This is a genomic window from Abiotrophia sp. HMSC24B09 (assembly GCF_001815865.1).
Taxonomy (GTDB): domain Bacteria; phylum Bacillota; class Bacilli; order Lactobacillales; family Aerococcaceae; genus Abiotrophia.
The window spans coordinates 50352-74476 of sequence record NZ_KV822211.1; the positions used below are offsets into that span (position 1 = coordinate 50352).

A 24125-nucleotide genomic window follows, 5' to 3' on the forward strand; every position below is an offset into this window, starting at 1 on the left:
GCCTCCTCCCACTCAGTGTGCGTACTTTGCGCACCGTACTATTATAGCATACTCCAGCAAATATGCAATGCCTTAAGGCCTGATTTCGAGAGATTTTTTTGCTCTGCAAGATTCTGCTCATACTTGGCTTTTTCCGCACAAGAAAAGCCCCCTGGAAAGGGAGCTCCTTATTTACGCTTCACCAAGTAATTCTTCAACCTTCTGGTCTTGGAATTTTTCTTCGTGTGGCAAGATTAAGTTGAGCAGAACGCCCGCCAAGGCGCAGAGGGCAGTGCCAGATAAGGTCACCGGCCCCAATTTGAGAACCGCGCCTCCCAAGCCTAGCACCAACATGGAACTGGCGATAATCAAGTTGCGGACTTGGTGGAAGTCAACTTGCTTCTCAATCAGCACTTTCAAACCGTTAGAAGCAATAACCCCATAGAGTAGGATGGCCATACCACCTAATACGGGTTTAGGAATGGTGGAGATGATGGCCGTGAATTTGCCCATAAAGCTAAGCCCGATAGCAAAGAGAGCAGCATTACGAATGACAGAGACGGAAGCGATACGGGTCATCCCTACCACCCCAGTGTTCTCGCCATAAGTGGTATTGGCCGGGCCACCGATAAAGGCTGACACAGCAGTCGCCACCCCATCCCCAATCAAGGTCCGATGGAGGCCTGGTTTTTCCAAGAACTTACGGCCGCAGATTTGCCCCAACACTGTATGGTCCCCAATATGTTCAGCAATGGTCACGACCGCTACCGGCAAAATCGCCCAGGTCTCTGGCCCAAAGTAGAGGTGATAGCGACTGAAGAAGCCCCCAGTTTCAAATGGCAAATAGAGATGTGGCACTTCAAACCAAGCTGCCTCTAGGACTGGCTTAAAGTCTACCAAACCAAAGACAACGGCCACCAAGTAGCCCCCAATAATCCCAAAGAGGAAAGGAATGATTTTGAGAAAACCCTTGGCTTTGGTATTAATGAAGGCCGTGATTAAGAAGGTAACAAGGGCGACCAGGATATGTTTGATGTCGCCCCCCTCCACAAAACCAGCATTCTTAACCGCTGAGTTGGCTAAGCCCAAACCGATTACCATAATCATGGGCCCAATCACAATAGGTGGCAATAAGCGATCAATCCAAGTAGTTCCAATTGCCCGAATCAAGAGGGCCATTCCAACATAGACTAGTCCAACTAGCACCACCCCAGTTTGGGCAGCGGAGACATCGCCATTCATCTGACTATTGGCGAAGGCCATGGCCTGGATAAAGGCGAAGGACGACCCTAGGTAGACCGGCACCTTGAACTGGGTTGAGACCATGTAGATGAGGGTCCCAATCCCTGAGGCAAAGAGCGCCACCGAAACCGGCATCCCCAGAATCAGGGGCACCAGAATGGTCGCCCCAAACATAGCAAAGACGTGTTGGGCGCTCAACAAGAGCCCTTGTAGGAAAGGCGGCTTCTGCTCGACATCAAGCAGCATGCGGACTTTGGACGTTTGTAGTTCCATCATAACCTCTTTTCCGGGCTCCAAGACATGACAAAGAGCCCTCTGAATTTATTCCAAGGGCTCGGTAAAGTGATTTAGCCTTCTCCACCTCACGGGATGGAATTAAAAGCCCTTATTGGGAGATAGTATAGCACACGTGAGGCTCTTTGACGAGTCTAAGCTGGGCATTTGGCCAATTTTGTTAAGACTTCATCACTCACCCCACAAAAAAATAGACTAGGAAGCTTATTTCCTAGTCTCTACCTTGATTAAATATCTTCTTTTTTAACTTGCACGAAGTCTAATTCCGCCACTGTCTCACGACCAAACATTTCAATCACTACTTTGAGTTTGTCATGATCACGGTCGATTTCCTCGATTTGACCAGATAGGCCAGAGAAAGCCCCATCGATAATGGACACATAGTCGCCTTCTTCAACATTGAGTTCTACACGTTGACTTGGCATTGGCGCATCACCCAAGATAGCCGCAATTTCTTCTGGCAAGAGCGGGGATGGTTTTGAGCCGGCACCATGAGAACCAACAAAACCAGTTACACCTGGTGTATTACGAACAATAAACCAAGCCTCATCAGACATTTCCATCTCTACTAGGACATAGCCAGGGAAGGTCTTTTCGACTTTTTTCTTCTCTACGCCATCGGTCTTCTCAACCACTTCTTCTTCAGGTACCGCAATACGGAAGATGTGGTCTTGCATGTTCATGCTTTCCGTCCGCATCTCGATATTTTCTTTGACCTTGTTTTCGTACCCTGAGTACGTGTGTAATACATACCATTCTTTACTCATCTGTCTACTCCTTTTATTTGAACCGGCAAAATAAAAAACCTACATTGGGTAGGTCGCTATCGTTAGCCTTAGTATAACATAAGGGCGGCCACTGAGACAAGACCCGGCCCAAGGAATTTCCCTGGGCATTTGGCCTAGTGGCTAGTCTTGATTTCTCTCTAAACCTGCGTGAGCAATCCGAGCTGCAGCAGCGGCTGCAATGGCGCCTACCAAGTCATCAATGAAAGTGTTGACCCGGCCAGGCGTCTTGGAATCTAGTTCTTTGACGATGCCGGTCTTCATTTTGTCTACATAGCCAAAGTTGGTCAGGCCAATCGACCCGTAGACGTTGACAATGGACAGGGCCAGAATCTCATCAATGCCATAAAGACCCGCATCGCGGGCAATAATGTCTCGCAAAATAGGCGAGAAGTGGCCCGCTTCTACCGCCATATCTAACTCAATACCAGTGACTACTGCGTGCTGAACCTCGCGTTTCTTGAGGACTTCTTGAACGTGGGCTTGGCATTGCTCAATGGTAATATGGGGCACATAATCTACTTGTAAGTCGTAGACAATGTGGGCAATATCCTTAATAGTCACGCCTCGTTGGCTTAAGAGAGCATACATATGTTGTTCTAAGCGTTCATCGTGTGTCATGACACCACCGTCCTTTTCCCTAAAGTAAATCAATCCGCCTAGAGAGATTCTCCAAGCGGATTGAGCTTTTCTATCTAAGTGCCTACCTCTCGCTCGCTTAGAGGGCGTAGAAGTAATTGAGTAAGTTGGACAAGCCAAAGTCGATGCCACCAAAGTAGAGGCCTAATAAAACGACCATAATGATGACTGTCCATGTATATTTGTTGACTTCACCTAAGCTTGGCCAAGTCACACGTTTCATTTCTTTTCCGACGTTCTTAATGTATCCCATGCTCTAATACCCTTCTATTTAGTTTCTTTATGCAAGGTATGCTTGTTGCAATACTTGCAGAATTTCTTGATTTCTAAGCGTTGCGACTGTCCCATCTGCGTGGGTGTCATGTGGTAATTACGTTGACCACATTCACTACAGGCTAAGGCACCTTTCTTTTGAGCCAAGGCAACTACCTCCTTTTGATGCTATATCATCTTTTAATGATAGGCAGTTCCCGGCTATTTGTCAAGCCTCTTGCAGAAATCTTCTAGTTTTTTACGACAGCGGCTTAGGGCACTTTGACAAGAACGTTGGGACTTGCCCTTGACCTGAGACATCTCCTCGACACTCATGCCATCTAGGCAAGCTAAGAGAACCTCTTTTTCCCAATCAGACAAACTTGAAAAATAACCATCGGAGGCTTCACGTGCCAGACACCAATCTTCTGGTGCCACATCATGACCTTGGGCTAGGGGACTCAAAGGATCGAAATGTGCCTCTAGTTGTTCTCTCACATAGTCATCCACATCCAGAGAAACACAATCGGATGCTTGAACACGTTTATGAGCCGATTCATAACGATATAAATGGCTAAAATGTCGGATAAGGACAATTTTAAAGTAACTCTTGAAGGGAATTCCACCATTATAAGTGAAGATGGCCTTCCACAAAGTAACTCTAGCTTCTTGTTGGAAGTCTGCATAATCAAGATAGGCAGACTTACTCATCAAATAACAACTTCTAATCAAAGGACTGAACTGGCGCAACAATTGTTCAAATTGTTGGCCATCAAAATCTGCCTTGAGTGCTGCAACTGCTTGATCTAGTGCTGGCAACTCTGTGTCTTCGTACTGATGAAAATCCATGGGTGTTTCCTCCTCTATAAAGGTTATTATAGGGGAGAAGGAAAAGGTTTATCCCATATGTTTAAAGTGTTTTGCGCAATTGATCGAGTTTCGCCAATTGTTTTGCGCTCCACGGGCTGTGCCGGCGGAGCCGTCTACTATAGTAACGTTCGACATCTGCAGTCATTTCTTCCTTGGCTAACTTCAAATCAAGCCATAATTCTTGAGCCGACATACGAAGGGCTCCCTGTTGAAAAATAGTCCATTGCTCAGCCATATCACTCGTCGCCACCGTTACGCGGTTCAACGGATGGATATAGGCTCCTACTCCCCTCTCAATATACGAGTCTGCCGTTTCGTTCTCCTCGGTAAAAACCACTTGCACTCCAGACTGCTCAAGCCTTGTCGCTCGTCCAGGTACTAATTGGGCATCAAAGACCACAATCACTTGGACCTGTCTCACCCTGGCATAACTGGCCAGTTCAGCTATTAGTCGATCCCGCGCTTCTTGGATATTAACCACTTGAAGACGCGACAGGTGTGGCCACGCACCAATCATATTGTAGCCATCCACCAAAAGGTAGGCCTGTCTTTTCATCTAGTGATTCCCCTAATTCATCCGATGCCGGGCAACTTCATAAACCAATACGCCTGCTGCCACGCTAGCATTAAGACTTTGGACATGTCCCACCATTGGGATGGTGACAATGCCATCTGCTTTTTGCTTCACAAGAGGAGAGACCCCTTGACCTTCATTCCCAATGACAATCGCTAAAGGCCCTTGACTATTCCACTGGCGCACATCTTCTCCCGCCATATCCGTGGCGAAGACCCAGATTCCTTGATTTTGTAGCAGTTCAATGGTCTGAGCGATATTTGCAACACGAACAACGGGCACATGTTCGATAGCCCCTGTGGATGTCTTGGCAACAATGCCTGTTAAACCGACTGCGCGACGCTTAGGAATGATGATTCCGTGGACACCAAAAGCATCCGCCGTGCGAAGAATGGACCCCAAATTATGAGGATCTTCAATCCCATCAAGAATCAGTAGGAAAGGAGGCTGGCCCTTGCTTTCGGCCAAGGCAAGGCAGTCTTCTATGGTCTGATAATCAAAAGGAGGCACGGTGAGAACCAACCCTTGGTGATTAGCACCTTGGGTCAATTCATCCAGTTTACTTTTCGGAACTTCTTGAAAAATTCCGCCGTGGTTTTTTACTAATTCTATTATACTACTTATTTTAGAATCTGCCAGCCCTTTTTGATAAAAAAGTTTATTTATCCCCTTATTTTTTTTAAGGGTTTCCATTACCGCGTGTTTGCCAAAGATAATTTCCTCTTGGGAAGATACTTCTTGATTATTTTCTATTTTCTTGTCTGTTGTTTCATCATATTTCTTTTTATGCGTTTGTCGCTTGCTAGTTGATTTGCGCGACCGACTTGTATCATATTTCATTCTATTGTCCTCTCTGATCGATCAGGGCTAGAGACTGGGCAATCAACTCCTCCAAACGCTGACTTTGCCCGGAGAGATGAAGCCAGCCAAGTAGGGCTTCAAAGCCTGTTGCCTGGCGGTAATCGCCAATGCTAGCATTCTTGGCTTTGGTATTAGCCTTATGATTGCGCCCCCGCTTATAGATGGTTAATTCCTCTTCATTTAAGGTCTCTTGGTCCCGCAGACACTGCATGGCATAAGCCTGGCCCTTGGCCTCTACATATCGGGTCGCTGCCCGATGCAGACGATTGGGCTGGGTCAAGCCAGAGGCGATGACATGCTGTCTGACATAAACCTCATAGATGGCATCCCCAATATAGGCCAGGGCAGCACCATTTAATTGATCTACTTGATTCATCGATTCACTCGCTTCCAAACCGTACCTTGAGGCGTATCATCTAAGAGAATGCCTTGCTCCTTGAGTTGATCACGAATCGCATCGCTACGGGCGAAATCCTTGTTGGCCCGGGCTTGACGGCGTTCCTCAATCAGCGCCTCAATTTCCTGATCAATACTATTGCTTTTATCTTCTAAATCCAAGCCAAATACTGCTAATAAATCATGTAGGACTTTGTCATAAAGTGACAGAACAGCTTGGCTCACTAATTCTAGGTCCAGGTAGCGATTCAGGGACTTGACCAAATCAAATAGAGCCGTAATCCCATTAGAAGCATTAAAGTCATCATCCATAGCGGTCACAAATTGCTCTTGAATGCCATTAATCTCCGTTAACCAAGTCTCATGATCTTCAAGGTCTGCGCTAGCTTGGTCCTGACGGTGCTTAAGTCGACGAATTGCTTCCCGTAATTTGTTGACATTAGCTTGTGCTTCGGTAATCACAGCCTCATCATAGCGCAAAGGACGACGATAGTGGGTTGTCGCCAACATGTAGCGAATGACCATAGGATTGTAGGCTTCTAACAAGTCGCGCAGGAGGACGAAGTTCCCCAAGGACTTACTCATTTTCTCATCTTGCTTCCCAATGGTCACAAAACCATTGTGGAGCCAGTAATGGGCAAAAGTATGGCCGGTGCAAGCTTCAGACTGGGCAATCTCATTCTCATGGTGAGGGAAGGTGAGGTCTTGCCCGCCCCCGTGAATATCAATGGTATCACCTAGATACTTAGTCGCCATAACTGAACATTCAATATGCCAGCCTGGACGGCCCGGTCCCCACGGCGAATCCCAGGCGATTTCCCCAGGCTTGGCAGTCTTCCAAAGGGCGAAGTCCAGAGGATTGGCCTTGCGTTCTGCAACTACCTGATCCAAACGTTCGCTTGCGCCTACTAGTAGGTCCTCTAGCGATTGGTCAGATAAATGGCCATAGTCCTTGAAGGATTCCGTCTTGAAGTAAACATCACCTTCTGATTCATAGGCATGGCCCTTTTCAATTAAGGTCTGGACGAAGGCAATAATTTCCTCAATATTTTCCATAACCCGTGGATGAACGGTCGCCGGTTGAATATTGAGTTGCCCGGTATCTTCCTTGAAAGCCGCGATATATTTATCAGCAATGGCTTCGGGAGTTGAACCTTCGGCAATCGCTGCCTTGATAATTTTGTCATCGACGTCAGTAAAGTTGCTGACATAATTGACTTGATAACCTCGATACTGGAAGTAACGGCGGATGGTGTCAAAGGCTACCGCGCTACGGGCGTTGCCGATATGGATATAGTTATAGACGGTCGGACCGCAGACATAGAAAGCTACTTGCCCCTCTTTAATAGGACGGAAAACTTCCTTCTGTCGTGTCAAGGTATTATAGACTTGTATTGCCATAGTATTGCTCCTTTGCGTTAAAATAGTAAAAAGGCCCTAGCTAAGCCAATTAATTGGGGTCTGACCCTGCGCCTCTAAAAAGGCATTGGCTCGTGAAAAAGGTCGACTGCCAAAGAAACCGCGATAAGCAGATAGGGGACTAGGGTGCGCTGATTCAATCACCAAGTGCTGGCTAGCGGTAATCAAAGCTTTTTTCTTGCGAGCATAGGCTCCCCACAAAATGAAGACAACCGGCTGCTCCTGTTGATTGACGACCCGAATGATGGCGTCGGTAAATGGCTCCCAAATCTGACCTGCATGGCCGTTAGCCATACCTGCTGGAACGGTCAAACAGGTATTTAGCAGCAAGACGCCTTGTTGGGCCCAGGCCGATAAGTCATGATTGGGCTTGACGCCAATGTCATCCGCTAATTCTTTGAGAATATTCTGAAGGGAAGGGGGAGCAGGCAAATCATTAGGTACAGAAAAGCTTAATCCTTGTGCCTGACCTGGCCCATGGTAGGGATCTTGCCCCAGAATAACCACCTTGACATCCTCTAGGGGAGTCATTTGGATGGCATTAAAGACTCGGTCACGCGGCGGATAGATTCTTCCTTGGCTATAAACTTGATCCATAAAACGGTTAATTTGACTGAAATAACCCGTTGGTAGTTCTTCCTTAATGGCTTGATGCCAAGTAGAATGTTCCATGTCCACTCTCCTTACTGTATCCAGCGCCAAGCGCGCTTTAATTCTGCTGTTCCATTTTCTAAATAAGGCCGGCCGTGGGCCATGATGACTCGCTCCGGCTGCCAGGCGAGGACTTGATCCATGCAAGCCTTAGCTTGAGCACGACGACCAAGAAAGCTCATCCGAAAATCAATTGGCGTCTGGCCATCAGGATCTGCAATCCTCGCAAATCGATAAAAGCCACGCTGTATGGCATGAGGCATCTGGTTAACTTCAAAATTCTCGATTAAGTCCGTCACGATCAAGGTCTGACTCGCTCGATGGAAGAAGACCACTTCCTCGACTGCACGACTACCAGAAAAAATTAATTGATCTAGTTGGCCCGCCCAATCTTCCGGCGCCCGATTCTCCAAAGTCGCATCAAAGTTTAGAGCGATTTTCTGACTTGCAGCCCGCTCTTCAACACCTGGACTACCCCAAGCCTTAGCTTGAGGGTAACGCCGCTGCCAATCAGGAATGTAGGCATAATGAATTTTGTTAGGAGATACCAAATGAGCCACTGGTCCCAAGGAATCTAAGGCTTGAAACAGGCTCTCATTGGGCGCAATGGGTGAGTGACACCACAGGCTACCATCCGCTAATTGGACCACTGTCATACGCGTCGAAAAGGGCAGGCTCCCGCAACCAACTGACATCTGAATCAGATTACCATCTACCATCCAAATTCCTTGTCCAATTGGATTGAGCGTATTTAAAGGTTCATACAAGGGAATATGCATGTTCACGACCTCCAAACTTGAATCATCCATCTGACTTAACTAGAAAAAGAGGTTGAGGCAAGTGCCCCAGCCTCTTTTAGTCATCTTGAATTTTATGCCAAGAGCGCTGCTACTTGGTCAATATGGGATAGAACTTTTTCTTTGCCTAAGACCTCGATTAATGCAGGTAATTCTGGCCCATGCATTTGGCCACTCACAGCAATCCGGATTGGCATGAAGAGGCCACGCCCTTTGGCGCCTGTTTCCTTCTGCACTTCCTTGATGCAAGCTTTAATATTCGCTGCTTCAAAGTCTTCTAAGTTTGCTAACTTCTCGCGAACCGCCGCCAAGACAGTCGGCACTTGCTCGCCTGCTAAAACCTCACGACTTTCTTCGTCAATCGTCAAACTATCGTTGAAGAAGAGGCTAGACAGAGATACGATTTCTGCCCCGTAAGACATTTGTTCGTGGAAAAGCGAGACGACCTTGGTCACCCAAGCTAACTCTTCTTCTGATGGATTAGCCGATACACGACCTGCCTCAATCAGATGTGGCAAGGCCAGTGCCGTCACTTCTTCAAGACTTGCTTGCTTCATATAGGTATTGTTAATCCATTCCAATTTCTTGGTGTCGAAGGAAGCTGGTGAGGTAGATAAACGTTCATAGTCAAAGAGCTCAATTAACTGCTCACGACCAAAAATTTCCTCTTCCCCGACTGGAGACCAGCCCAAGAGGGCGATAAAGTTGAAGATGGCTTCTGGTAAATAGCCCAGGTTACGGTATTGTTCGATAAATTGCAAGATAGCACCGTCACGTTTGCTGAGTTTCTTATGAGTCTCAGCATTAACGATTAAGGTCATGTGACCAAAACGTGGGTAGTCCCAACCGAAAGCATCATAAATCATCATTTGCTTAGGTGTATTAGCGATGTGGTCGTCCCCCCGCAGTACGTGGGTAATGCCCATAAGGTGGTCGTCGACCGTTACCGCAAAGTTATAAGTTGGCATGCCGTCACGTTTGCGGATAACCCAGTCACCAGAGACACTGCGTGATTCGAAGGTAATCGGACCCTTAACCAAATCTTCAAATTCATAAGTCACATCTTCTGGTACACGGAAACGAATAACTGGCACACGACCTTCTGCTTCAAAGGCGGCTTCTTCTTCAGGAGTTAGGTGAGCGTGTTGACCACCATAGTGTGGCATTTCGCCACGGGCTTGTTGGGCTTCACGTTCTGCTTCTAATTCTGCTTCCGTCATGTAACACTTGTAGGCCTTGCCTTCTGCCAATAGTTGGTCAATCAGTGGATTGTAAATATGCAGACGCTCTGACTGACGGTAAGGACCCACTTGGCCTGGCTTATTAGGCGCTTCATCCCAGTCCATTCCCAACCAGGTTAAGTTATCTAGCTGGCTCTTCTCACCATGCTCCAGGTTACGTTTTAAGTCGGTATCTTCAATCCGAATGACGAAGTCCCCGCCATAGTGGCGCGCGAAAAGATAGTTGAAGAGCGCAGTCCACGCATTCCCGATATGTAATTCTCCTGTTGGGCTTGGTGCATAACGCACACGTACTTTTGAAGTCATGTAGTTTCCTCTTTCCTTAGTAATGTGACTGCTTGGTTTCGATTTTATCTTGCGAGTGAGCGGGCTTAGCGAAAATCATACGCCCAGCGCTAGTTTGCAGGGCACTGGTGACAATGACTTTCAGTCGCTCATTCATATAATGTTGCCCGTCTTCGACCACAATCATGGTCCCGTCATCCAAATAGGCAACCCCTTGTTTACGCTCGGTCCCGGACTTAACCACCGTGACTTCCATGATTTCGCCAGGAATCACGACGGGTTTGACTGCTAGGGCCAGGGCGTTGATATTAAAGACGGTGACATTCTGAAATTCACAGACCTTATTTAAATTATAATCGTTTGTGACGACGGCTGCATCAATTAATTTTGCCAAACGGATTAATTTGCTGTCAACCTCTGGCACATCGTCAAAATCCCCATCATAAAATTCGATTGGGATGAGTGATTCTTTTTGCAAGCTGTTGAGAATATCCAGCCCTCGGCGACCGCGAGCACGCTTGAGCGAATCCGCTGAGTCCGCAATGAACTGCAATTCCTTAAGCACAAAATTAGGAATCACCAGTACCCCTTCTAAGAAGTGGGTCTTAGCAATGTCGGTAATCCGACCATCAATGATAACGCTAGTATCTAAAAGTTTGTAGCGGTGGAAATTCTCACCAGCCTTGCGCTCCAAGATACGGCTTTCCTGTTTTTCCCGCTTGCTAGCAGAGCGACTAAAAATCGTCCGCCATTCATCCTGCCGACTGGTTGCAGTCTGGTAGCCAACAATGGATAGGATGACCGATAAAACCAAAGGCAGGGCGTTAGAGATAAAGGGAATTTGCAAATTAGAGAAGGGGAGTGAAATGAGATAGCCGATAATCAGACCGACAACCCCACCAATAGTCCCGAAAAAGATGGTTGAGGTGGTTTGTTTGTTTAAGATTTCTTGTGTCTTGCGAATCCAACGAGCTAACAAAGGTGAGGCGAGATTTCCCAAGAGGGCGAAAATAATTGCGAATAATAAACCGTTAAAATAGGTGTTCTGCAAGAAAACTTGCGTTAAATGTAACCACGGCCAGATAGAAGCCCCAAAGGACACGCCAAAACTCAGTCCGATAATGGCTGAAACCATTAAGACAATACGTTTAAACATAAACCTTCCTCCTTTCCTATTTTTTTTAATGATGGCCTCCCCCTATTGGCGGGGGAAGACCTTATGAATGGCTTCCTGGATAGTGGCCACTGGCACAATTTCGATTGCTAGTGTCTGATCCAGGCCCGCTAGATTATTTTTGGGAATATAGGCTCGCTTAAAGCCCAGTTTGGCAGCTTCCTTGAGACGCTCTTTGATTTGACTAACCCGTCGGATTTCTCCCGTCAGACCAATTTCGCCGATAAAGCAATCTTCAATCTTAGTGGCCTGATTCCAATAACTAGACGCGATGCTGACCGCAATGGCCAAATCAATGGCCGGCTCGTCTAATTTAACACCACCTGTAATCTTGAAGAAGGCATCCTGATTTTGCACCAGCAGACCGCAGTGCTTTTCCATAACTGCCAAGAGCAGTGACACGCGTTGATAGTCAATCCCCGACGAGGTTCGTTTGGCTGTACCATAGACAGTTGGAGTCATCAGGGACTGGATTTCCGCCAAAATCGGTCGCGTCCCTTCAATGGAGGCTACGACAGTCGAGCCCGTCGCGCCAGCCAAACGCTCTTCCAAGAAGAGCTCCGAAGGGTTTGTTACTTCTTCCAAACCTGCTTCCAGCATTTCAAAGACCCCTAACTCATGTGTGGAGCCAAACCGGTTTTTTACGGCTCGCAAGACCCGGAAACGATTATGGCGCTCGCCCTCAAAGTAGAGAACGGTATCCACCATGTGTTCCAACATCCGAGGCCCTGCAATATTGCCCTCCTTGGTCACGTGCCCAACAATAAAGGTCGCAATATTATTATCCTTGGCAATCCGCATTAAGATAGCGGTAGCTTCCCGCAATTGGGAAACACTTCCCGCCACCCCAGTATGATCTGCCAGTTGCATGGTCTGGATAGAGTCAATAATCAAAATATCTGGCGCAATACGCTGAACTTCGCCAGCAATAACTGCTAAGTCCGTCTCTGATAAGAGATAGAAATGACTGTCCTTGAGTGATAGGCGTTCCGCCCGCATTTTAATCTGGGAGAGACTCTCTTCCCCAGAAACATAGAGGACGGTCTGACCTAGATTAGCCAGTTGAATCGAGACCTGGAGCAAGAGGGTAGACTTACCAATCCCAGGATCGCCCCCAATCAGAACCAAACTGCCGGCTACCACCCCGCCCCCCAAGACCCGGTCGAACTCTTGGAAATTGGTATGAGTCCGCGTTTCAGCCTTGTAGGTGATTTCTTCTAGGCGTTGAGCCCGGTTGGCGCCTTCGCCGCGCTGGGTCAAAACCTTAAACTGACTTTTCTCGGTCTTAATGGTCGATTGGACAATCTGCTCTTCCATCTGATTCCAAGCGCCACAGTTAGGGCACTTGCCCAGATACTTGGCCGATTCGTAGCCGCAGGCCATACATTCGTAGCTTACTTTTTTCTTGGCCATAGCTTTCCTTCTTTCTTTGGCTCTAGTCCTTAGAGCCTATTGTTGGTGATGACCAGAGGAGCCGAAGCCCCCTTCGCGGGCAGCCTGCCCACCATGGTCGCCATCTGCCTTCAAGAAAGGTAAGAAGATGGCTTGGGCAATGCGCTCACCTTTTTGGATGGTTTGGTCAAAGAGCCCAAAGTTGCTAAGTTGAACATAGACATGCCCTTCATTGCTAGGATTATTATAGTAGTCTGCATCAATGACGCCCACTCCGTTAGGAACCTGCAAGAAACGCTTGAGCGGGTTACTAGAGCGGTTAACAATTTGTAAGTATTCGTCTTCCTGCATATAAACCTTAAGCCCAGTAGGCACAAGGGTTGGTTTCAACAAGCGCTGTGGATCCTCTGCTGGCTCCTTTTGGGTTGGTTTGGCATGAATCCATTGTTTCATTTCCATGGCTAAATAGCGGAAAACTTGTCGCCAGTAGGACGGAACTACAATGGTTTCTGCTGCTTCCAAATCATAACCAGCGGCATGATGGGTCGCTCGCTGTGGCAGTTGGATGGCTTTATCTTGGTAGCTAGTGATGACTTCAAAGCCACGTTTTCTTTCCTGGGTCATAAGACACCCCTTTTCTACTGAATCATCTCTATTTTACCAAATTTCCCGGCCAATAGGGTAATAAAAGCAATAAAAGTGCTTGAAAAATCACACTTTCTTGCTCTTTTTAGAAAACCTTTTACTTTTTGTACAATCTGCCGAAGAAATTTGTGCAGTTTGTCAATGGAATTGTAAACCGTTTTCAATTACACTGTAGATGTCAATAAAATCAATCAATAAGGAGCGAATTTTCCTATGGTAGAAATGAAATTAAAAGGCATCCACAAAAAATATGATAATGCCGACTTCTATTCCGTTACTGACTTTAACTTAGACATCGCAGACCGCGAATTCATCGTCTTCGTTGGTCCTTCTGGTTGTGGTAAGTCTACTACATTACGTATGATTGCCGGTTTGGAAGATATTTCTGAAGGGGAATTATGGATTGGCGACCGCCTCATGAACGACGTAGCGCCTAAAGACCGCGACATCGCCATGGTATTCCAAAACTACGCCCTCTACCCACACATGACTGTCTTCGACAACATGGCTTTCGGGTTGAAACTCCGTAAATATCCAAAAGAAGAAATCAAACAACGTGTAGAGAACGCAGCTGAAATCTTAGGCTTGTCTCAATACTTAGACCGCAAACCAGCTGCTTTGTCTGGTGGTCAACGTCAACGTGTTGCCTTGGGTCGTGCCATTGTCCGCGACGCTAAAGTCTTCCTCATGGACGAACCGCTCTCTAACTTGGATGCTAAACTCCGTGTACAAATGCGTGCTGAAATTGCTAAATTACACCAACGCTTGAACACCACTACTATCTACGTAACCCACGACCAAACCGAAGCTATGACCATGGCTAGCCGGATTGTCATCATGAAAGATGGGATTATCCAACAAATCGGTAGCCCACAAGAAGTTTACGATACTCCAAACAACGTCTTCGTTGCTGGCTTTATCGGCTCTCCTGCCATGAACTTCTTCAAAGTTAAATTCGAAAACGGCATGATTAGCAATGGCCACGACTTAACCTTAGAAGTAACAGATCCACAACGTCGTTACTTAGTAGAACGTGGTTACGAAGGCAAGGAAGTCATCTTCGGTATTCGTCCAGAAGACATTCAATCTGAACAAATCTTCTTAGACTCCTATCCAAAATCAGTAGTTCGTTCAGAAGTTGTCGTATCTGAATTATTAGGGGCAGAAACTATGCTTTACTCTAAAGTTGGGGACACTGAATTCATCGCTCGTGTGGATGCACGTGACTACCACAACCCAGGTGAAACCGTAGAACTCGGTTTCAACATGAACAAGGCTCACTTCTTCGATCCAGAAACCGAATTAGTAATTCGCGAAGAAGCTTAAGCTTAACTGGTCTACCGCTCCGGCCCTCCTCATCTGAGGAGGGTTTTGGCGTCTAACTGACGACAATTGCACCTCAAATCTGTGACAAGTCCCTAACATCCGTCATTTAGGGACCGGTATCAGTTGCTTTTTGTCTGCCATCGTCCTAGAATAGAGCCATACAAATTGTAAAAGGAGGCTCGCACCATGCAAAACCAGACTTTAATGCAAGCTTTTGAATGGTATCTGCCGAGTGACCACCAGCACTGGAATCGACTTGCCCAACTAGCTCCAGAATTGGCTGCCAAGGGCATTCGGAAAATCTGGCTCCCACCTGCCTTCAAAGGCACCAACAAAGACGACGTCGGCTATGGCGTCTATGACTTGTTTGACTTGGGAGAATTCGACCAGAAGGGGACCATCCCTACTAAATACGGAACTAAAGACGACTATCTCGCTCTGATTGAAACTTTAAAAGCTAATGGGATTGACCCCATCGCTGATATCGTCCTCAACCACAAGGCCGGCGCCGACCACAAGGAACGCTTTACGGTCATTGAGATGAATCCTAACAATCGTCAAGAAGCCATCTCTGAACCCTTCGAAATTGAAGGTTGGACTTGCTTCACCTTTGATGGTCGCCAGAAAGCCTACAATGATTTCACCTGGCACTGGTATCACTTTACAGGGACCGACTATGACGCTGGCCGTAACCGATCCGGTATTTATCTGATTCAAGGGGATAATAAGGGTTGGGCTGACGACACGCTCGTTGACGACGAGAACGGTAACTATGACTATCTTATGTATGATGACATCGACTTCAAGCATCCGGAAGTGGTCCAACATCTCTATGATTGGGCCCATTGGTTTATTGAAACAACCGGAGTTCGCGGCTTCCGCCTAGATGCCGTTAAACACATCGATTCCTTCTTCATGAAGAACTTTATCCGGGACTTAACCGAACACTATGGCGATGATTTCTATGTCTTCGGTGAATTCTGGAATGGCGACGAAGAAGCCAATAGCCAATATTTGGAGAAAACTGACTTTCACTATGACTTAGTAGACGTCAAGCTCCACCAGAACTTCTTCGATGCCGGTCAAGCCGGGGCAGATTACGACTTGAGTAAGATCTTCGACCAAACTCTCATGCAAAACTACCCAGAATCGGCGGTTACCTTCGTTGATAACCACGATACCCAACGGGGTCAAGCACTTGAATCGACCGTAGCAGAATGGTTCAAGCCTCTGGCTTATGCCATGATTCTCTTGCGCCAATCCGGTTTACCTTGTGTCTTCTATGGCGACTACATGGGTATCCAAGGGGACTTTGCCCAAGAATCCTTCCAGGAAGTCATCGATAAATTGCTCAACCTACGGCTTTACCATGCCTATGGTCAAGAAACTGACTATCTCGATGATCCTAACTGTATTGCTTGGACTCGGGCTGGTAATGAAGAAAATGATGGCCGGCCATTGGCAGTTATTCTCTCCAACAAAGACGATGCTAGCAAGCGCCTCTTCTTGGGTTCTGAATGGGCTGGCCGCACTTTCCGTGATGGCTTAGAACACCATGAAGCCAGCATCACCATCGAAGAAGACGGTTGGGCTGATTTCCCAGTTCATGGCGGCTCTGTCTCTGCTTGGATTTTAGCTGATTAAGCAATTAATAGTAGATAAATTTCCCATTATATCATATATGATATAATGGGAAATCAAAAGGCTGAAACTTGAGTCTCAGCCTTATTTTTTATTGATAATTTACTTGATCTTCTGGGCGATAAGACAAGTTAGAAAACTTGTTATACTCTTTCTTAAAGAGTAAGTTGACGGTGTCCCGGGCCCCTGACCGGTTCTTGGCTAGAATCACTTCAATCGTATTATCTGGCAAGGAATCATCATGGTCTGGCTCATCGCCCGGCTCGTCATGACGGTGATAATCGTGACGATAGAGGAAGGCCACAATATCCGCATCTTGCTCAATAGACCCGGATTCCCGGATATCACTTAAAATTGGCCGCTTGTTTTGCCGCTGTTCCAAGCCCCGTGAGAGCTGGGACAAGGCAATAACTGGCACATGCAATTCCTTGGCTATTTTTTTGAGTTGGCGTGAAATCTCAGAAACTTCTTGTTGGCGGTTCTCACGGCCGTTTCCTTCGATCAATTGCAGGTAGTCGATGACAATCAAGCCCAAGTCAGGATTTTCCTGCTTGAGTCGGCGACATTTAGCCCGAATTTCGGAGACCTTAATCCCCGCCGAATCATCGATAAAAATCTTAGCATTCTTTAGGGTATCGGTCGCAATGGTAAAGCTAGACCACTCATCTTCGGTTAGTTGACCCGTCTTCATGTTGGATGCAAAGATATTTCCCTCTGCGCAGACCATCCGATAGACTAAGTCAATCGCCCCCATTTCTAGGGAGAAGATGGCAACCGGCACCTTGGATTTAGTGGCAACGTTCTGGGCAATATTGAGGGCAAAGGCCGTCTTACCTACGGAAGGACGGGCGGCGATAATAATTAACTGATCTCCTTGGAAGCCTGAAGTCATCTTGTCCAAATCATGATAGCCCGTAGCTAGCCCCGTAATGTCGCGTTTTTCTTCCGAAAGCTTAACTACACGGTCATAGGCTTCCACCACTAGGTGGCGCATTTCTTTTGGCTTATTAACCTGGCTACCTTCCCCGATTGAGAGAATCAGCTTCTCACTGCGATCTACAATATTTTCAACGCTATCAGACTCATCATAGGCTTCCGAACTAATGGTTGTGGTGGCCGCAATCAGACGTCGCAAGGTCGATTTTTGTTTGACAATATTGGCATAATACTCCACGTGTTCTGCCGTTGGTGTCGCTTCGATTAATTCTGCCAGATAGCTGGCGCCTCCCGCATTTTCTAGGGCATCATAGGCTTCCAGTTGGTTGACCACCATGACGAAGTCCAAGGCCCCGTTACGGTCGAAGACCACATCAACGGCATTAAAAATCAATTGGTGGGATCGTTTATAGAAGTCATCTTCACTTATAATGGCTTGGACGGTCCCGATTTTACGTGGATCTAGGAATAAAGCACCTAGCACCGCACGTTCAGCTTCAATATTATGAGGCATTATTCGTTGCTCATTAAGATTTAATTCTGTCACTAGGTTCCCTTCTTTCTACTCATATGTAGTTTACTAAATGTCTTAGCCCTTTTCAAGTAGGGCGATATACCCTTGCAAAATCCCCTTAAATTCTATATAATACAGATGAATTGATAGTAGCAGTCAAAGTGCTTACTACCCCAACTGGCCATATCCAAGGGGGTAGTCTAGGCACTTTTTTTGTGACAAGAGAAAGGAGCCCGCCATGTACACCCAAGATACCATTGTCGCCATCTCAACTGCCCTAGGCGAGGGCGCTATCGGCCTAGTCCGCCTGTCTGGACCAGAAGCCATCGCCATCGCCAACCGACTCTTTCCAGAAAAGGACCTCAGCCAAGTGGCTAGTCACACCATTCACTATGGCCATATCCAAGATCCCCAGTCAGGCCAAGTCTTGGATGAAGTCATGACCAGCGTCATGAAAGCCCCACGTTCTTATACGACAGAAGATGTCGTCGAAATCAACGGCCACGGCGGGATTGTTGCCATCCAATCCATCCTCAATGCTTGCTTAGCCCAAGGAGCTCGCCTAGCTGAAGCCGGGGAATTTACCCAGCGCGCCTTCCTCAATGGCCGGATTGACCTATCTCAGGCTGAAGCCATCATGGATTTAATCAGCGCCAAGACTAGTCGTGCCAAAGATGTAGCTATGAGCCAGCTTCAAGGTAGCCTCAAACACAAAATTCGTCAGCTACGCGACACCATGCTTAACACCTTGGCCCAGGTCGAAGTCACCATCGATTATCCAGAATACGATGATGTTGAGGAACTTTCTCTCCAGCAACTGGCCTCCACAGCAGAATTGGTGCAAAGCGAAGTCCGCGCGATTTTACGCCAGGCCACCCAAGGCAAGCTTTTCCGTGAAGGGATTAAAACTGCTATCATTGGCCGTCCTAATGTTGGTAAATCCAGTCTTCTTAATTACTTAATTGGCGAAGATAAAGCCATTGTCACCGATATTGCAGGCACCACTCGTGACACCATCGAAGAATATATTTCTATTAAAGGTGTCCCCCTCCATATTATCGATACGGCCGGTATTCGCCATACGGATGAAGTAGTCGAGCAAATCGGGGTAGAAAAGAGCCGCGCCATGATCGAATCGGCAGACCTGATTCTCCTTATTTTGAATCAGGCCCAAGCCCTAGATCCAATGGATTTAGAACTTTTAGAGCTGACACAAAATAAGGCCCGCATCATCCTCTTAAATAAGCAAGATTTACCTAACCAATGGACCATTGAAGACTTAGCAAGTTATCTGCAAGATGATTCGGACATTATTAAAACCTCTGTCCTAACTGAGGACGGCTTAACCGCCCTTGAAGATGCTATTTCAGCACGCTTCTTATCCGGTAATCTCCAGTCTACCGACCTCAACTATCTCTTGAACAGTCGCCACACCCATCTGCTCAACCAAGCCTTAGCCAGTTTAGATGAAGTCATCCAGTCTTGTGCCATGAGCCTACCAGTGGATCTCATTCAGATAGACTATAGCCGTGCCTGGGATGCCCTGGGCGAAATCACTGGTGACAGTGTTCAAGATGAGCTCTTAACCAAGCTCTTTAGCCAATTCTGCTTAGGTAAATAAGGAGGATACATCATGCCAAAACTCGCCACTATCTGTTATATCGACAATGGCCACTCTCTGCTATTGCTCCACCGCAACAAGAAGCCCAATGATGTCCATGAAGGCAAATGGATTGGCGTCGGCGGCAAATTAGAAGCCGGTGAAAGCCCAGAGGAATGCGTTATTCGCGAATCCAAGGAAGAAACCGGCCTGACCCTCCATCAGCCGCAATTAGTGGGCATTATCGTCTTCCCGGAATTTACGCCTGGCCATGACTGGTACACTTATGTCTTTCGAGCCCGTCATTTTGAGGGCCAAGTCATTGACTGCAATGAAGGTACCCTAGAGTGGGTACCCTACGACCAAGTCCTTAGCCGGCCTAGTTGGGAAGGGGATCATATTTTCTTAACTTGGATTTTAGAGCAGAAACCCTTCTTTTCAGCCAAATTCAGCTATTCCCCTGATAATCGACTACTTGATCACGAAGTTATTTTTTATAATCATCCATAAACTACAAAGGAGTCAAAACCATGCAAGAATTCTCTGCTGGCCACTATGAAGTCATTGTTGTCGGCGCTGGCCATGCCGGTTCAGAAGCCGCATTGGCGGCAGCTCGTATGGGCTGTCGCACCCTGCTCTTAACCATTAGCTTAGAAATGGTAGCCTTTATGCCCTGTAACCCTTCTGTAGGAGGGCCTGCCAAGGGTGTTGTCGTTCGCGAAATCGATGCCCTCGGTGGCGAAATGGGCCGCAATATTGATAAGACCTACATCCAAATGCGCATGCTCAACACTGGGAAGGGACCAGCCGTCCAAGCCTTACGTGCCCAAGCGGATAAACATGCCTATGCGACCGCTATGAAACAAACCATTGAAGCCTGCCCTAACCTAGACCTTAAACAAGGCCTAGTTGACCTCCTAGTAGTAGAAGAAGGGCAAGTCCGTGGCGTTGTCACTTCGACTGGCGCCCGCTATAGTGCGGATGCCGTTGTCTTAACTGCTGGGACCTCTTCACGCGGCCAAATCATCATTGGTGAACTTAAGTATTCATCTGGCCCCAACAATACCCTCCCATCCCAGAAACTCTCTGAACACCTTTTGGAACTGGGCTTTGAGTTAGCCCGTTTCAAAACTGGAACACCTATGCGTATCCATAAATCTAGCATTAACTATGACGCCATGGAGATTCAACCTGGTGATAGCCAACCCAACCATTTTTCCTTCCTAACGCCAGATGCTGACTACCGACCTGACTTCGTCCCTTGTTGGCTGACCCATACCAGCCAAGATACCCATGAAGTTATCAAGGCTAACCTGCATCGCGCGCCTATGTTTACCGGCATCGTGGAAGGGGTAGGGGCACGTTATTGTCCTTCTATCGAAGACAAGATTGTGCGCTTCAGCGATAAGCCTCGCCATCAAATTTTCGTTGAACCAGAAGGTCTAACGACCGATGAGATGTATATTCAAGGCCTATCCACCTCTATGCCTGAAGATGTACAACTTCAGATGCTACATTCTGTAGCGGGTCTGGAAAATGCTAAACTCATGCGACCAGGATACGCTATTGAGTACGACGTGGTCATCCCGCATCAATTGCGTGCTAGCTTAGAAACCAAATTAGTACGTGGCCTCTATACGGCAGGCCAAATGAACGGAACTAGTGGCTACGAAGAAGCGGCTGGCCAAGGCCTTATTGCTGGCATTAACGCAGCTCGTCAAGTCCAAGGGCAAGACCCACTCATCATCAAACGGAGTGACGGCTATATTGGCGTCATGATTGACGACTTAGTTACTAAAGGAACCACAGAGCCTTATCGTCTCTTAACTTCCCGGGCAGAGTATCGTCTCTTGCTACGCCACGATAATGCTGATTTGCGTCTGACGGAAATTGGCCACCAAATTGGCTTGGTCGATGACCAACGCTATGAAGCCTATCTAGCTAAGAAAGCTCTGGTTGACGCTGAAATCAAACGCTTGAAGAAAATCACCTTGACGCCTAAGACGCCCGGCCTTCAGGAACTCTTTGAGCGTGTAGGCTCTTCGTCCCTCTTAGACGGAATCAGCGCTTTCAATCTGCTCAAGAGACCAGAGATTCGCTACTTAGATTTAGTGACGCTTATTCCTCGGCCAGAGGGCCTATTGGAACGCCAAGAAGCTGAACAAGTTGAAATTCAAATCAAGTATGAAGGCTATATCCAAAAGGCCATCGAAAAAGTCGAAAAAGTCAAGGCCATGGAAGAAAAACGCATTCCTGAAGATATTGACTACGACGCTATCTTGAATTTGGCTAACGAGGCGCGTGACCGCCTAAAATTAATTCAGCCGACTACTCTTGCACAAGCTAGTCGGGTCAGTGGTGTTAACCCAGCAGACATTGCCATCTTGTCAGTCTACATCCAACAAGGCAAGATTGCTCGCCTACAAGATCGTCCATCTCAAGACTAAAAGAAAAGCCCCTTTCAGGGGCTTTTTTTCTTCTATATAATATAGTAAAAAGACAGGGCATAAATCCTGTCTCTTTTTTCATTATTTAATTGAGTGTCTACGACGTGCGAATTCTTGGAAGTGAAACTTCTCCAGTCGCGTATGAGAAATACTGTATTGGAAGAAGGTAGTGTCTTCCAAGTAAACAAAGCTGTCTGTCTTAATGACATAGTCCATAGGTGTTAACTTCATGAGTTCCAAGCCTAGCTCAGAAACAATCTCAGCTCGCATATCCTTGGTAGCATAGCTAATATCTAAGTCTAACTGACCTTCTAGGTACTCATAGACGGAGTTTTTAGCCACGCGGCTTGGGATAGATGGCACCACGCTGCAACGGAACCAGTCTTCATCAATAATCATGACTTCGCCAGCGATAATCCGCGTACGCAATAAGTAAATAAAGCGTTCATTCTCAGTCACGCCTTCTTTACCAATAAGAAAGTCTGGCGCCTTCACGATTTCATTACGGATTACCCGGGTTTCAGCTTTCATATTTTGATCAGCTTGTAACTCTTTGAAACTGACCAAACCCGAAAATGGAAAGACAAAACGGTTAAAGTCTAAAACGGTAGAACCACGACCTTGTTTCTTATGAATAAAGCCATTTTCCAATAGGAGTTTTTGTGCTTTACGGATAGTTTCACGGGATACATCATAGGTTTCTGCTAGTTCATGTTCTGTAGGGATTAGTTCACCAATGGGGTAGGTCCCATTTTCAATTTTTTGCTTGATGTCTAGATAGACTCTTTCAAATTTATTCATTTTTACACCTCGATACGTATTCTAGCATAATCTGTTACTTTGTGAAAGAGTTTATCCAGTTTTTTTTCGCATTTTTTTAAGGATTTGTCCCTAACCAGTTCGGATTTACTTCCCAAATACCATTATCAGGCATTGGCAAGGTATCTGGCGTTAAAATAAGTCCGCCTACTGTCAGCTTGACCTGTTTGACCCCATAATAATCAGCGATTGTTTGGACAATAGCCGGTAAAACAGCCGTTTCTCGTGCTGTATGCTGATTCATGGCTGCCACGATACCAGGAGTGAAGTCTACGAGGGCAGTTTGCGATTCAATTTTTATATCTTTGACTTCAACAGATGAATTAATCCATCCTTCTTTGCGGAACAATTCTGTAAAAGTTTTACCTGGATTCTGATTAGTCTGCCAAGTTAAGTGCCCCGTCCCCTTAGTCAAAATTGGATTCATCTGATTACTTGGCTTGGCTATATTGATAGGTTGCGTGATGCTAACCTGATGCTGGTTAGCCTTAAGTGTGAGCGTAATATTTTCCCCACCACTATTGATGGCTTTCTGACTAGACATAATCAAACCTTGATTCTTGGCATAGTAGGTATGTAACTCTTGATCAGATTGAAAGGTCGTTACCTCAATAACATCTTCATAATTGCTAGAACCTATTGTGGCTGATTGGTAGAGATTAGTAATAGTGGAACGACTTCCTTGGCTATCTTGCCACATCGTTCCCACTTGAAGGGGAGCCATCAAATAAGGGATACGGTGGGTGTGACTAATTTGTTCTAGATGGTTGCTAGTATCCAAAGTATCCTGGGCTTGCCAAGATATCTGCCAGCCTTCCTTGGTTAGCTGATAAACTGACACGTTGGCCCGACCATTAGGTAAGAGGGTCCGCACTTGCCATAGTTGACGGTTAGTGTCTACATAATCTGTGTACACTATTTGTAAACCATCACGCGTATCAAACTCTTTAAGTTGATTGATACCATTAGGCGCATAATGACTTATCTCATATTGTGTTCCATCCGGTGCTTTGTGCCATGATGACGTGTCGAATTCTCCTGTGTTCTCTGCAACAGTAGAGCTAGTTTCAGACGATTCGTTCGTTGCTGTCCCTTGGCGGTCAGCAGCTTTCTTGTCTATTGATGCCTGAACATCTGGACTAATGTGAATCATAGGTTCTTGCTTGCAAGCACTTAATAGCAATACAAATCCAACAAGAAGAATCCCTCTTTTCATGCTGCTGCCCCTTTCTTTTATGTTTTTCTCTAGCATATTCGTCTTATTTTACCATGCTAGAAAGGATTTTACCATTCTTCATTTCTATCTAATACCACCTGGCAGATAAAAAGGACAAATCCCTGGGAAT

At 46.5% G+C, this 24125-nt stretch carries 24 protein-coding genes; 5 read left to right on the forward strand and 19 right to left on the reverse strand.

The annotated features are described in order from the left end of the window. Window positions 1-171: 171 nt before the first annotated feature. The 16 genes from HMPREF3093_RS07855 to HMPREF3093_RS07930 form a co-directional block, all read right to left on the reverse strand. The gene (locus HMPREF3093_RS07855; protein WP_070756437.1) at window positions 172-1494 is read right to left on the reverse strand and encodes a uracil-xanthine permease family protein; all 1323 of its coding nucleotides are present in this window, start codon (window positions 1492-1494) and stop codon (window positions 172-174) included. Window positions 1495-1742: 248 nt separating this feature from the next. Continuing rightward, window positions 1743-2282 carry a transcription termination/antitermination protein NusG gene (gene nusG, locus HMPREF3093_RS07860; RefSeq protein WP_023392541.1) on the reverse strand — a complete coding sequence of 180 codons (540 nt, stop codon included), beginning with the start codon at window positions 2280-2282 and terminating at the stop codon, window positions 1743-1745. 141 nt (window positions 2283-2423) lie between these two features. Further along, window positions 2424-2921, reverse strand: a complete 498-nt coding sequence (locus tag HMPREF3093_RS07865) for a phosphatidylglycerophosphatase A family protein (RefSeq protein ID WP_070756438.1) — start codon at window positions 2919-2921, stop codon at window positions 2424-2426. 97 nt (window positions 2922-3018) lie between these two features. Further along, entirely contained in the window at window positions 3019-3192 is a 174-nt protein-coding gene (gene secE, locus HMPREF3093_RS07870; protein ID WP_023392543.1) for a preprotein translocase subunit SecE, read from the reverse strand. Between the two features lie 14 nt (window positions 3193-3206). Next, the gene (gene rpmG, locus HMPREF3093_RS07875) at window positions 3207-3359 is read right to left on the reverse strand and encodes a 50S ribosomal protein L33 (RefSeq protein WP_070756439.1); all 153 of its coding nucleotides are present in this window, start codon (window positions 3357-3359) and stop codon (window positions 3207-3209) included. A 54-nt stretch (window positions 3360-3413) separates the two neighbouring features. Continuing rightward, window positions 3414-4040: an RNA polymerase sigma factor gene (locus HMPREF3093_RS07880; protein ID WP_070756440.1), complete on the reverse strand. Its 627-nt coding sequence runs from the start codon at window positions 4038-4040 to the stop codon at window positions 3414-3416. Window positions 4041-4101: 61 nt separating this feature from the next. Continuing rightward, complete coding sequence (locus HMPREF3093_RS07885; RefSeq protein ID WP_070756441.1) at window positions 4102-4617, reverse strand: YacP-like NYN domain-containing protein; 516 nt, start codon at window positions 4615-4617, stop codon at window positions 4102-4104. Between the two features lie 12 nt (window positions 4618-4629). Then, on the reverse strand, window positions 4630-5475 hold the full coding sequence (rlmB, locus tag HMPREF3093_RS07890; RefSeq protein WP_083316325.1) for a 23S rRNA (guanosine(2251)-2'-O)-methyltransferase RlmB: 846 nt from the start codon (window positions 5473-5475) through the stop codon (window positions 4630-4632). 1 nt (window position 5476) lies between these two features. Further along, the gene (locus tag HMPREF3093_RS07895; protein ID WP_070756442.1) at window positions 5477-5872 is read right to left on the reverse strand and encodes a Mini-ribonuclease 3; all 396 of its coding nucleotides are present in this window, start codon (window positions 5870-5872) and stop codon (window positions 5477-5479) included. After that, window positions 5869-7293 (reverse strand): cysteine--tRNA ligase, encoded by a 1425-nt coding sequence (cysS, locus tag HMPREF3093_RS07900; protein WP_070756443.1) that lies wholly within the window; start codon window positions 7291-7293, stop codon window positions 5869-5871. Before cysS ends, HMPREF3093_RS07895 begins: the two co-directional genes overlap by 4 nt. 36 nt (window positions 7294-7329) lie before the next feature. Beyond that, a complete protein-coding gene (locus HMPREF3093_RS07905; RefSeq protein ID WP_070756444.1) occupies window positions 7330-7983 on the reverse strand; it encodes a uracil-DNA glycosylase in 654 nt (217 codons plus the stop codon). A gap of 11 nt (window positions 7984-7994) precedes the next feature. Continuing rightward, complete coding sequence (locus tag HMPREF3093_RS07910) at window positions 7995-8747, reverse strand: DUF4336 domain-containing protein (RefSeq protein ID WP_143227694.1); 753 nt, start codon at window positions 8745-8747, stop codon at window positions 7995-7997. An 86-nt stretch (window positions 8748-8833) separates the two neighbouring features. Beyond that, window positions 8834-10306, reverse strand: coding sequence for a glutamate--tRNA ligase (gltX, locus tag HMPREF3093_RS07915; RefSeq protein ID WP_070756446.1), 1473 nt, complete (start codon window positions 10304-10306; stop codon window positions 8834-8836). 16 nt (window positions 10307-10322) lie between these two features. Further along, window positions 10323-11441: a PIN/TRAM domain-containing protein gene (locus HMPREF3093_RS07920; RefSeq protein ID WP_070756447.1), complete on the reverse strand. Its 1119-nt coding sequence runs from the start codon at window positions 11439-11441 to the stop codon at window positions 10323-10325. Window positions 11442-11483: 42 nt separating this feature from the next. Continuing rightward, the gene (radA, locus tag HMPREF3093_RS07925; protein WP_070756448.1) at window positions 11484-12872 is read right to left on the reverse strand and encodes a DNA repair protein RadA; all 1389 of its coding nucleotides are present in this window, start codon (window positions 12870-12872) and stop codon (window positions 11484-11486) included. A 36-nt stretch (window positions 12873-12908) separates the two neighbouring features. Then, window positions 12909-13475, reverse strand: a complete 567-nt coding sequence (locus HMPREF3093_RS07930; RefSeq protein WP_070756449.1) for a dCTP deaminase/dUTPase family protein — start codon at window positions 13473-13475, stop codon at window positions 12909-12911. 234 nt (window positions 13476-13709) lie between these two features. Between HMPREF3093_RS07930 and HMPREF3093_RS07935 the strand changes: the two genes are divergently transcribed. Further along, window positions 13710-14822 (forward strand): ABC transporter ATP-binding protein, encoded by a 1113-nt coding sequence (locus tag HMPREF3093_RS07935; RefSeq protein ID WP_070756450.1) that lies wholly within the window; start codon window positions 13710-13712, stop codon window positions 14820-14822. Window positions 14823-15008: 186 nt separating this feature from the next. Further along, entirely contained in the window at window positions 15009-16466 is a 1458-nt protein-coding gene (locus HMPREF3093_RS07940) for an alpha-amylase (protein ID WP_070756451.1), read from the forward strand. Window positions 16467-16554: 88 nt separating this feature from the next. Here the strand turns inward: HMPREF3093_RS07940 and dnaB are convergent, their stop codons facing one another. Further along, window positions 16555-17946, reverse strand: a complete 1392-nt coding sequence (gene dnaB / locus HMPREF3093_RS07945) for a replicative DNA helicase (protein WP_257244569.1) — start codon at window positions 17944-17946, stop codon at window positions 16555-16557. A gap of 205 nt (window positions 17947-18151) precedes the next feature. On the opposite strand from dnaB, the gene mnmE reads away from it, so the two are divergent. The 3 genes from mnmE to mnmG are packed head-to-tail and all read left to right on the forward strand — an operon-like array spanning window position 18152 to window position 21960. Continuing rightward, the gene (gene mnmE, locus HMPREF3093_RS07950; RefSeq protein WP_070756453.1) at window positions 18152-19534 is read left to right on the forward strand and encodes a tRNA uridine-5-carboxymethylaminomethyl(34) synthesis GTPase MnmE; all 1383 of its coding nucleotides are present in this window, start codon (window positions 18152-18154) and stop codon (window positions 19532-19534) included. A 12-nt stretch (window positions 19535-19546) separates the two neighbouring features. Then, window positions 19547-20023 (forward strand): NUDIX hydrolase, encoded by a 477-nt coding sequence (locus HMPREF3093_RS07955; RefSeq protein ID WP_070756454.1) that lies wholly within the window; start codon window positions 19547-19549, stop codon window positions 20021-20023. Window positions 20024-20043: 20 nt separating this feature from the next. Continuing rightward, complete coding sequence (gene mnmG / locus HMPREF3093_RS07960; RefSeq protein ID WP_070756455.1) at window positions 20044-21960, forward strand: tRNA uridine-5-carboxymethylaminomethyl(34) synthesis enzyme MnmG; 1917 nt, start codon at window positions 20044-20046, stop codon at window positions 21958-21960. 81 nt (window positions 21961-22041) lie between these two features. Here mnmG and treR read toward each other — a convergent pair whose 3' ends face one another. Together treR and HMPREF3093_RS07970 are read right to left on the reverse strand one after the other, a co-directional pair. Next, entirely contained in the window at window positions 22042-22761 is a 720-nt protein-coding gene (gene treR / locus HMPREF3093_RS07965; RefSeq protein ID WP_070756456.1) for a trehalose operon repressor, read from the reverse strand. A 76-nt stretch (window positions 22762-22837) separates the two neighbouring features. Next, window positions 22838-23932, reverse strand: coding sequence for a GerMN domain-containing protein (locus HMPREF3093_RS07970; protein WP_180363291.1), 1095 nt, complete (start codon window positions 23930-23932; stop codon window positions 22838-22840). Between the last annotated feature and the right edge of the window lie 193 nt (window positions 23933-24125).

Excerpts from the sequence above, each read along its gene's own strand:
- HMPREF3093_RS07930 (WP_070756449.1), bottom strand. The coding sequence starts at position 13,475 with ATGACCCAGGAAAGAAAACGTGGCTTTGAAGTCATCACTAGCTACCAA.
- HMPREF3093_RS07970 (WP_180363291.1), bottom strand. The coding sequence starts at position 23,932 with ATGATTCACATTAGTCCAGATGTTCAGGCATCAATAGACAAGAAAGCT.
- cysS (WP_070756443.1), bottom strand. The coding sequence starts at position 7,293 with ATGGCAATACAAGTCTATAATACCTTGACACGACAGAAGGAAGTTTTC.
- radA (WP_070756448.1), bottom strand. The coding sequence starts at position 12,872 with ATGGCCAAGAAAAAAGTAAGCTACGAATGTATGGCCTGCGGCTACGAA.
- HMPREF3093_RS07880 (WP_070756440.1), bottom strand. The coding sequence starts at position 4,040 with ATGGATTTTCATCAGTACGAAGACACAGAGTTGCCAGCACTAGATCAA.
- HMPREF3093_RS07905 (WP_070756444.1), bottom strand. The coding sequence starts at position 7,983 with ATGGAACATTCTACTTGGCATCAAGCCATTAAGGAAGAACTACCAACG.
- HMPREF3093_RS07865 (WP_070756438.1), bottom strand. The coding sequence starts at position 2,921 with ATGACACACGATGAACGCTTAGAACAACATATGTATGCTCTCTTAAGC.
- HMPREF3093_RS07935 (WP_070756450.1), top strand. The coding sequence starts at position 13,710 with ATGGTAGAAATGAAATTAAAAGGCATCCACAAAAAATATGATAATGCC.
- HMPREF3093_RS07895 (WP_070756442.1), bottom strand. The coding sequence starts at position 5,872 with ATGAATCAAGTAGATCAATTAAATGGTGCTGCCCTGGCCTATATTGGG.
- treR (WP_070756456.1), bottom strand. The coding sequence starts at position 22,761 with ATGAATAAATTTGAAAGAGTCTATCTAGACATCAAGCAAAAAATTGAA.
- HMPREF3093_RS07855 (WP_070756437.1), bottom strand. The coding sequence starts at position 1,494 with ATGGAACTACAAACGTCCAAAGTCCGCATGCTGCTTGATGTCGAGCAG.
- HMPREF3093_RS07955 (WP_070756454.1), top strand. The coding sequence starts at position 19,547 with ATGCCAAAACTCGCCACTATCTGTTATATCGACAATGGCCACTCTCTG.
- HMPREF3093_RS07885 (WP_070756441.1), bottom strand. The coding sequence starts at position 4,617 with ATGAAAAGACAGGCCTACCTTTTGGTGGATGGCTACAATATGATTGGT.
- nusG (WP_023392541.1), bottom strand. The coding sequence starts at position 2,282 with ATGAGTAAAGAATGGTATGTATTACACACGTACTCAGGGTACGAAAAC.
- mnmE (WP_070756453.1), top strand. The coding sequence starts at position 18,152 with ATGTACACCCAAGATACCATTGTCGCCATCTCAACTGCCCTAGGCGAG.
- secE (WP_023392543.1), bottom strand. The coding sequence starts at position 3,192 with ATGGGATACATTAAGAACGTCGGAAAAGAAATGAAACGTGTGACTTGG.
- gltX (WP_070756446.1), bottom strand. The coding sequence starts at position 10,306 with ATGACTTCAAAAGTACGTGTGCGTTATGCACCAAGCCCAACAGGAGAA.
- HMPREF3093_RS07940 (WP_070756451.1), top strand. The coding sequence starts at position 15,009 with ATGCAAAACCAGACTTTAATGCAAGCTTTTGAATGGTATCTGCCGAGT.
- mnmG (WP_070756455.1), top strand. The coding sequence starts at position 20,044 with ATGCAAGAATTCTCTGCTGGCCACTATGAAGTCATTGTTGTCGGCGCT.
- HMPREF3093_RS07920 (WP_070756447.1), bottom strand. The coding sequence starts at position 11,441 with ATGTTTAAACGTATTGTCTTAATGGTTTCAGCCATTATCGGACTGAGT.
- rlmB (WP_083316325.1), bottom strand. The coding sequence starts at position 5,475 with ATGAAATATGATACAAGTCGGTCGCGCAAATCAACTAGCAAGCGACAA.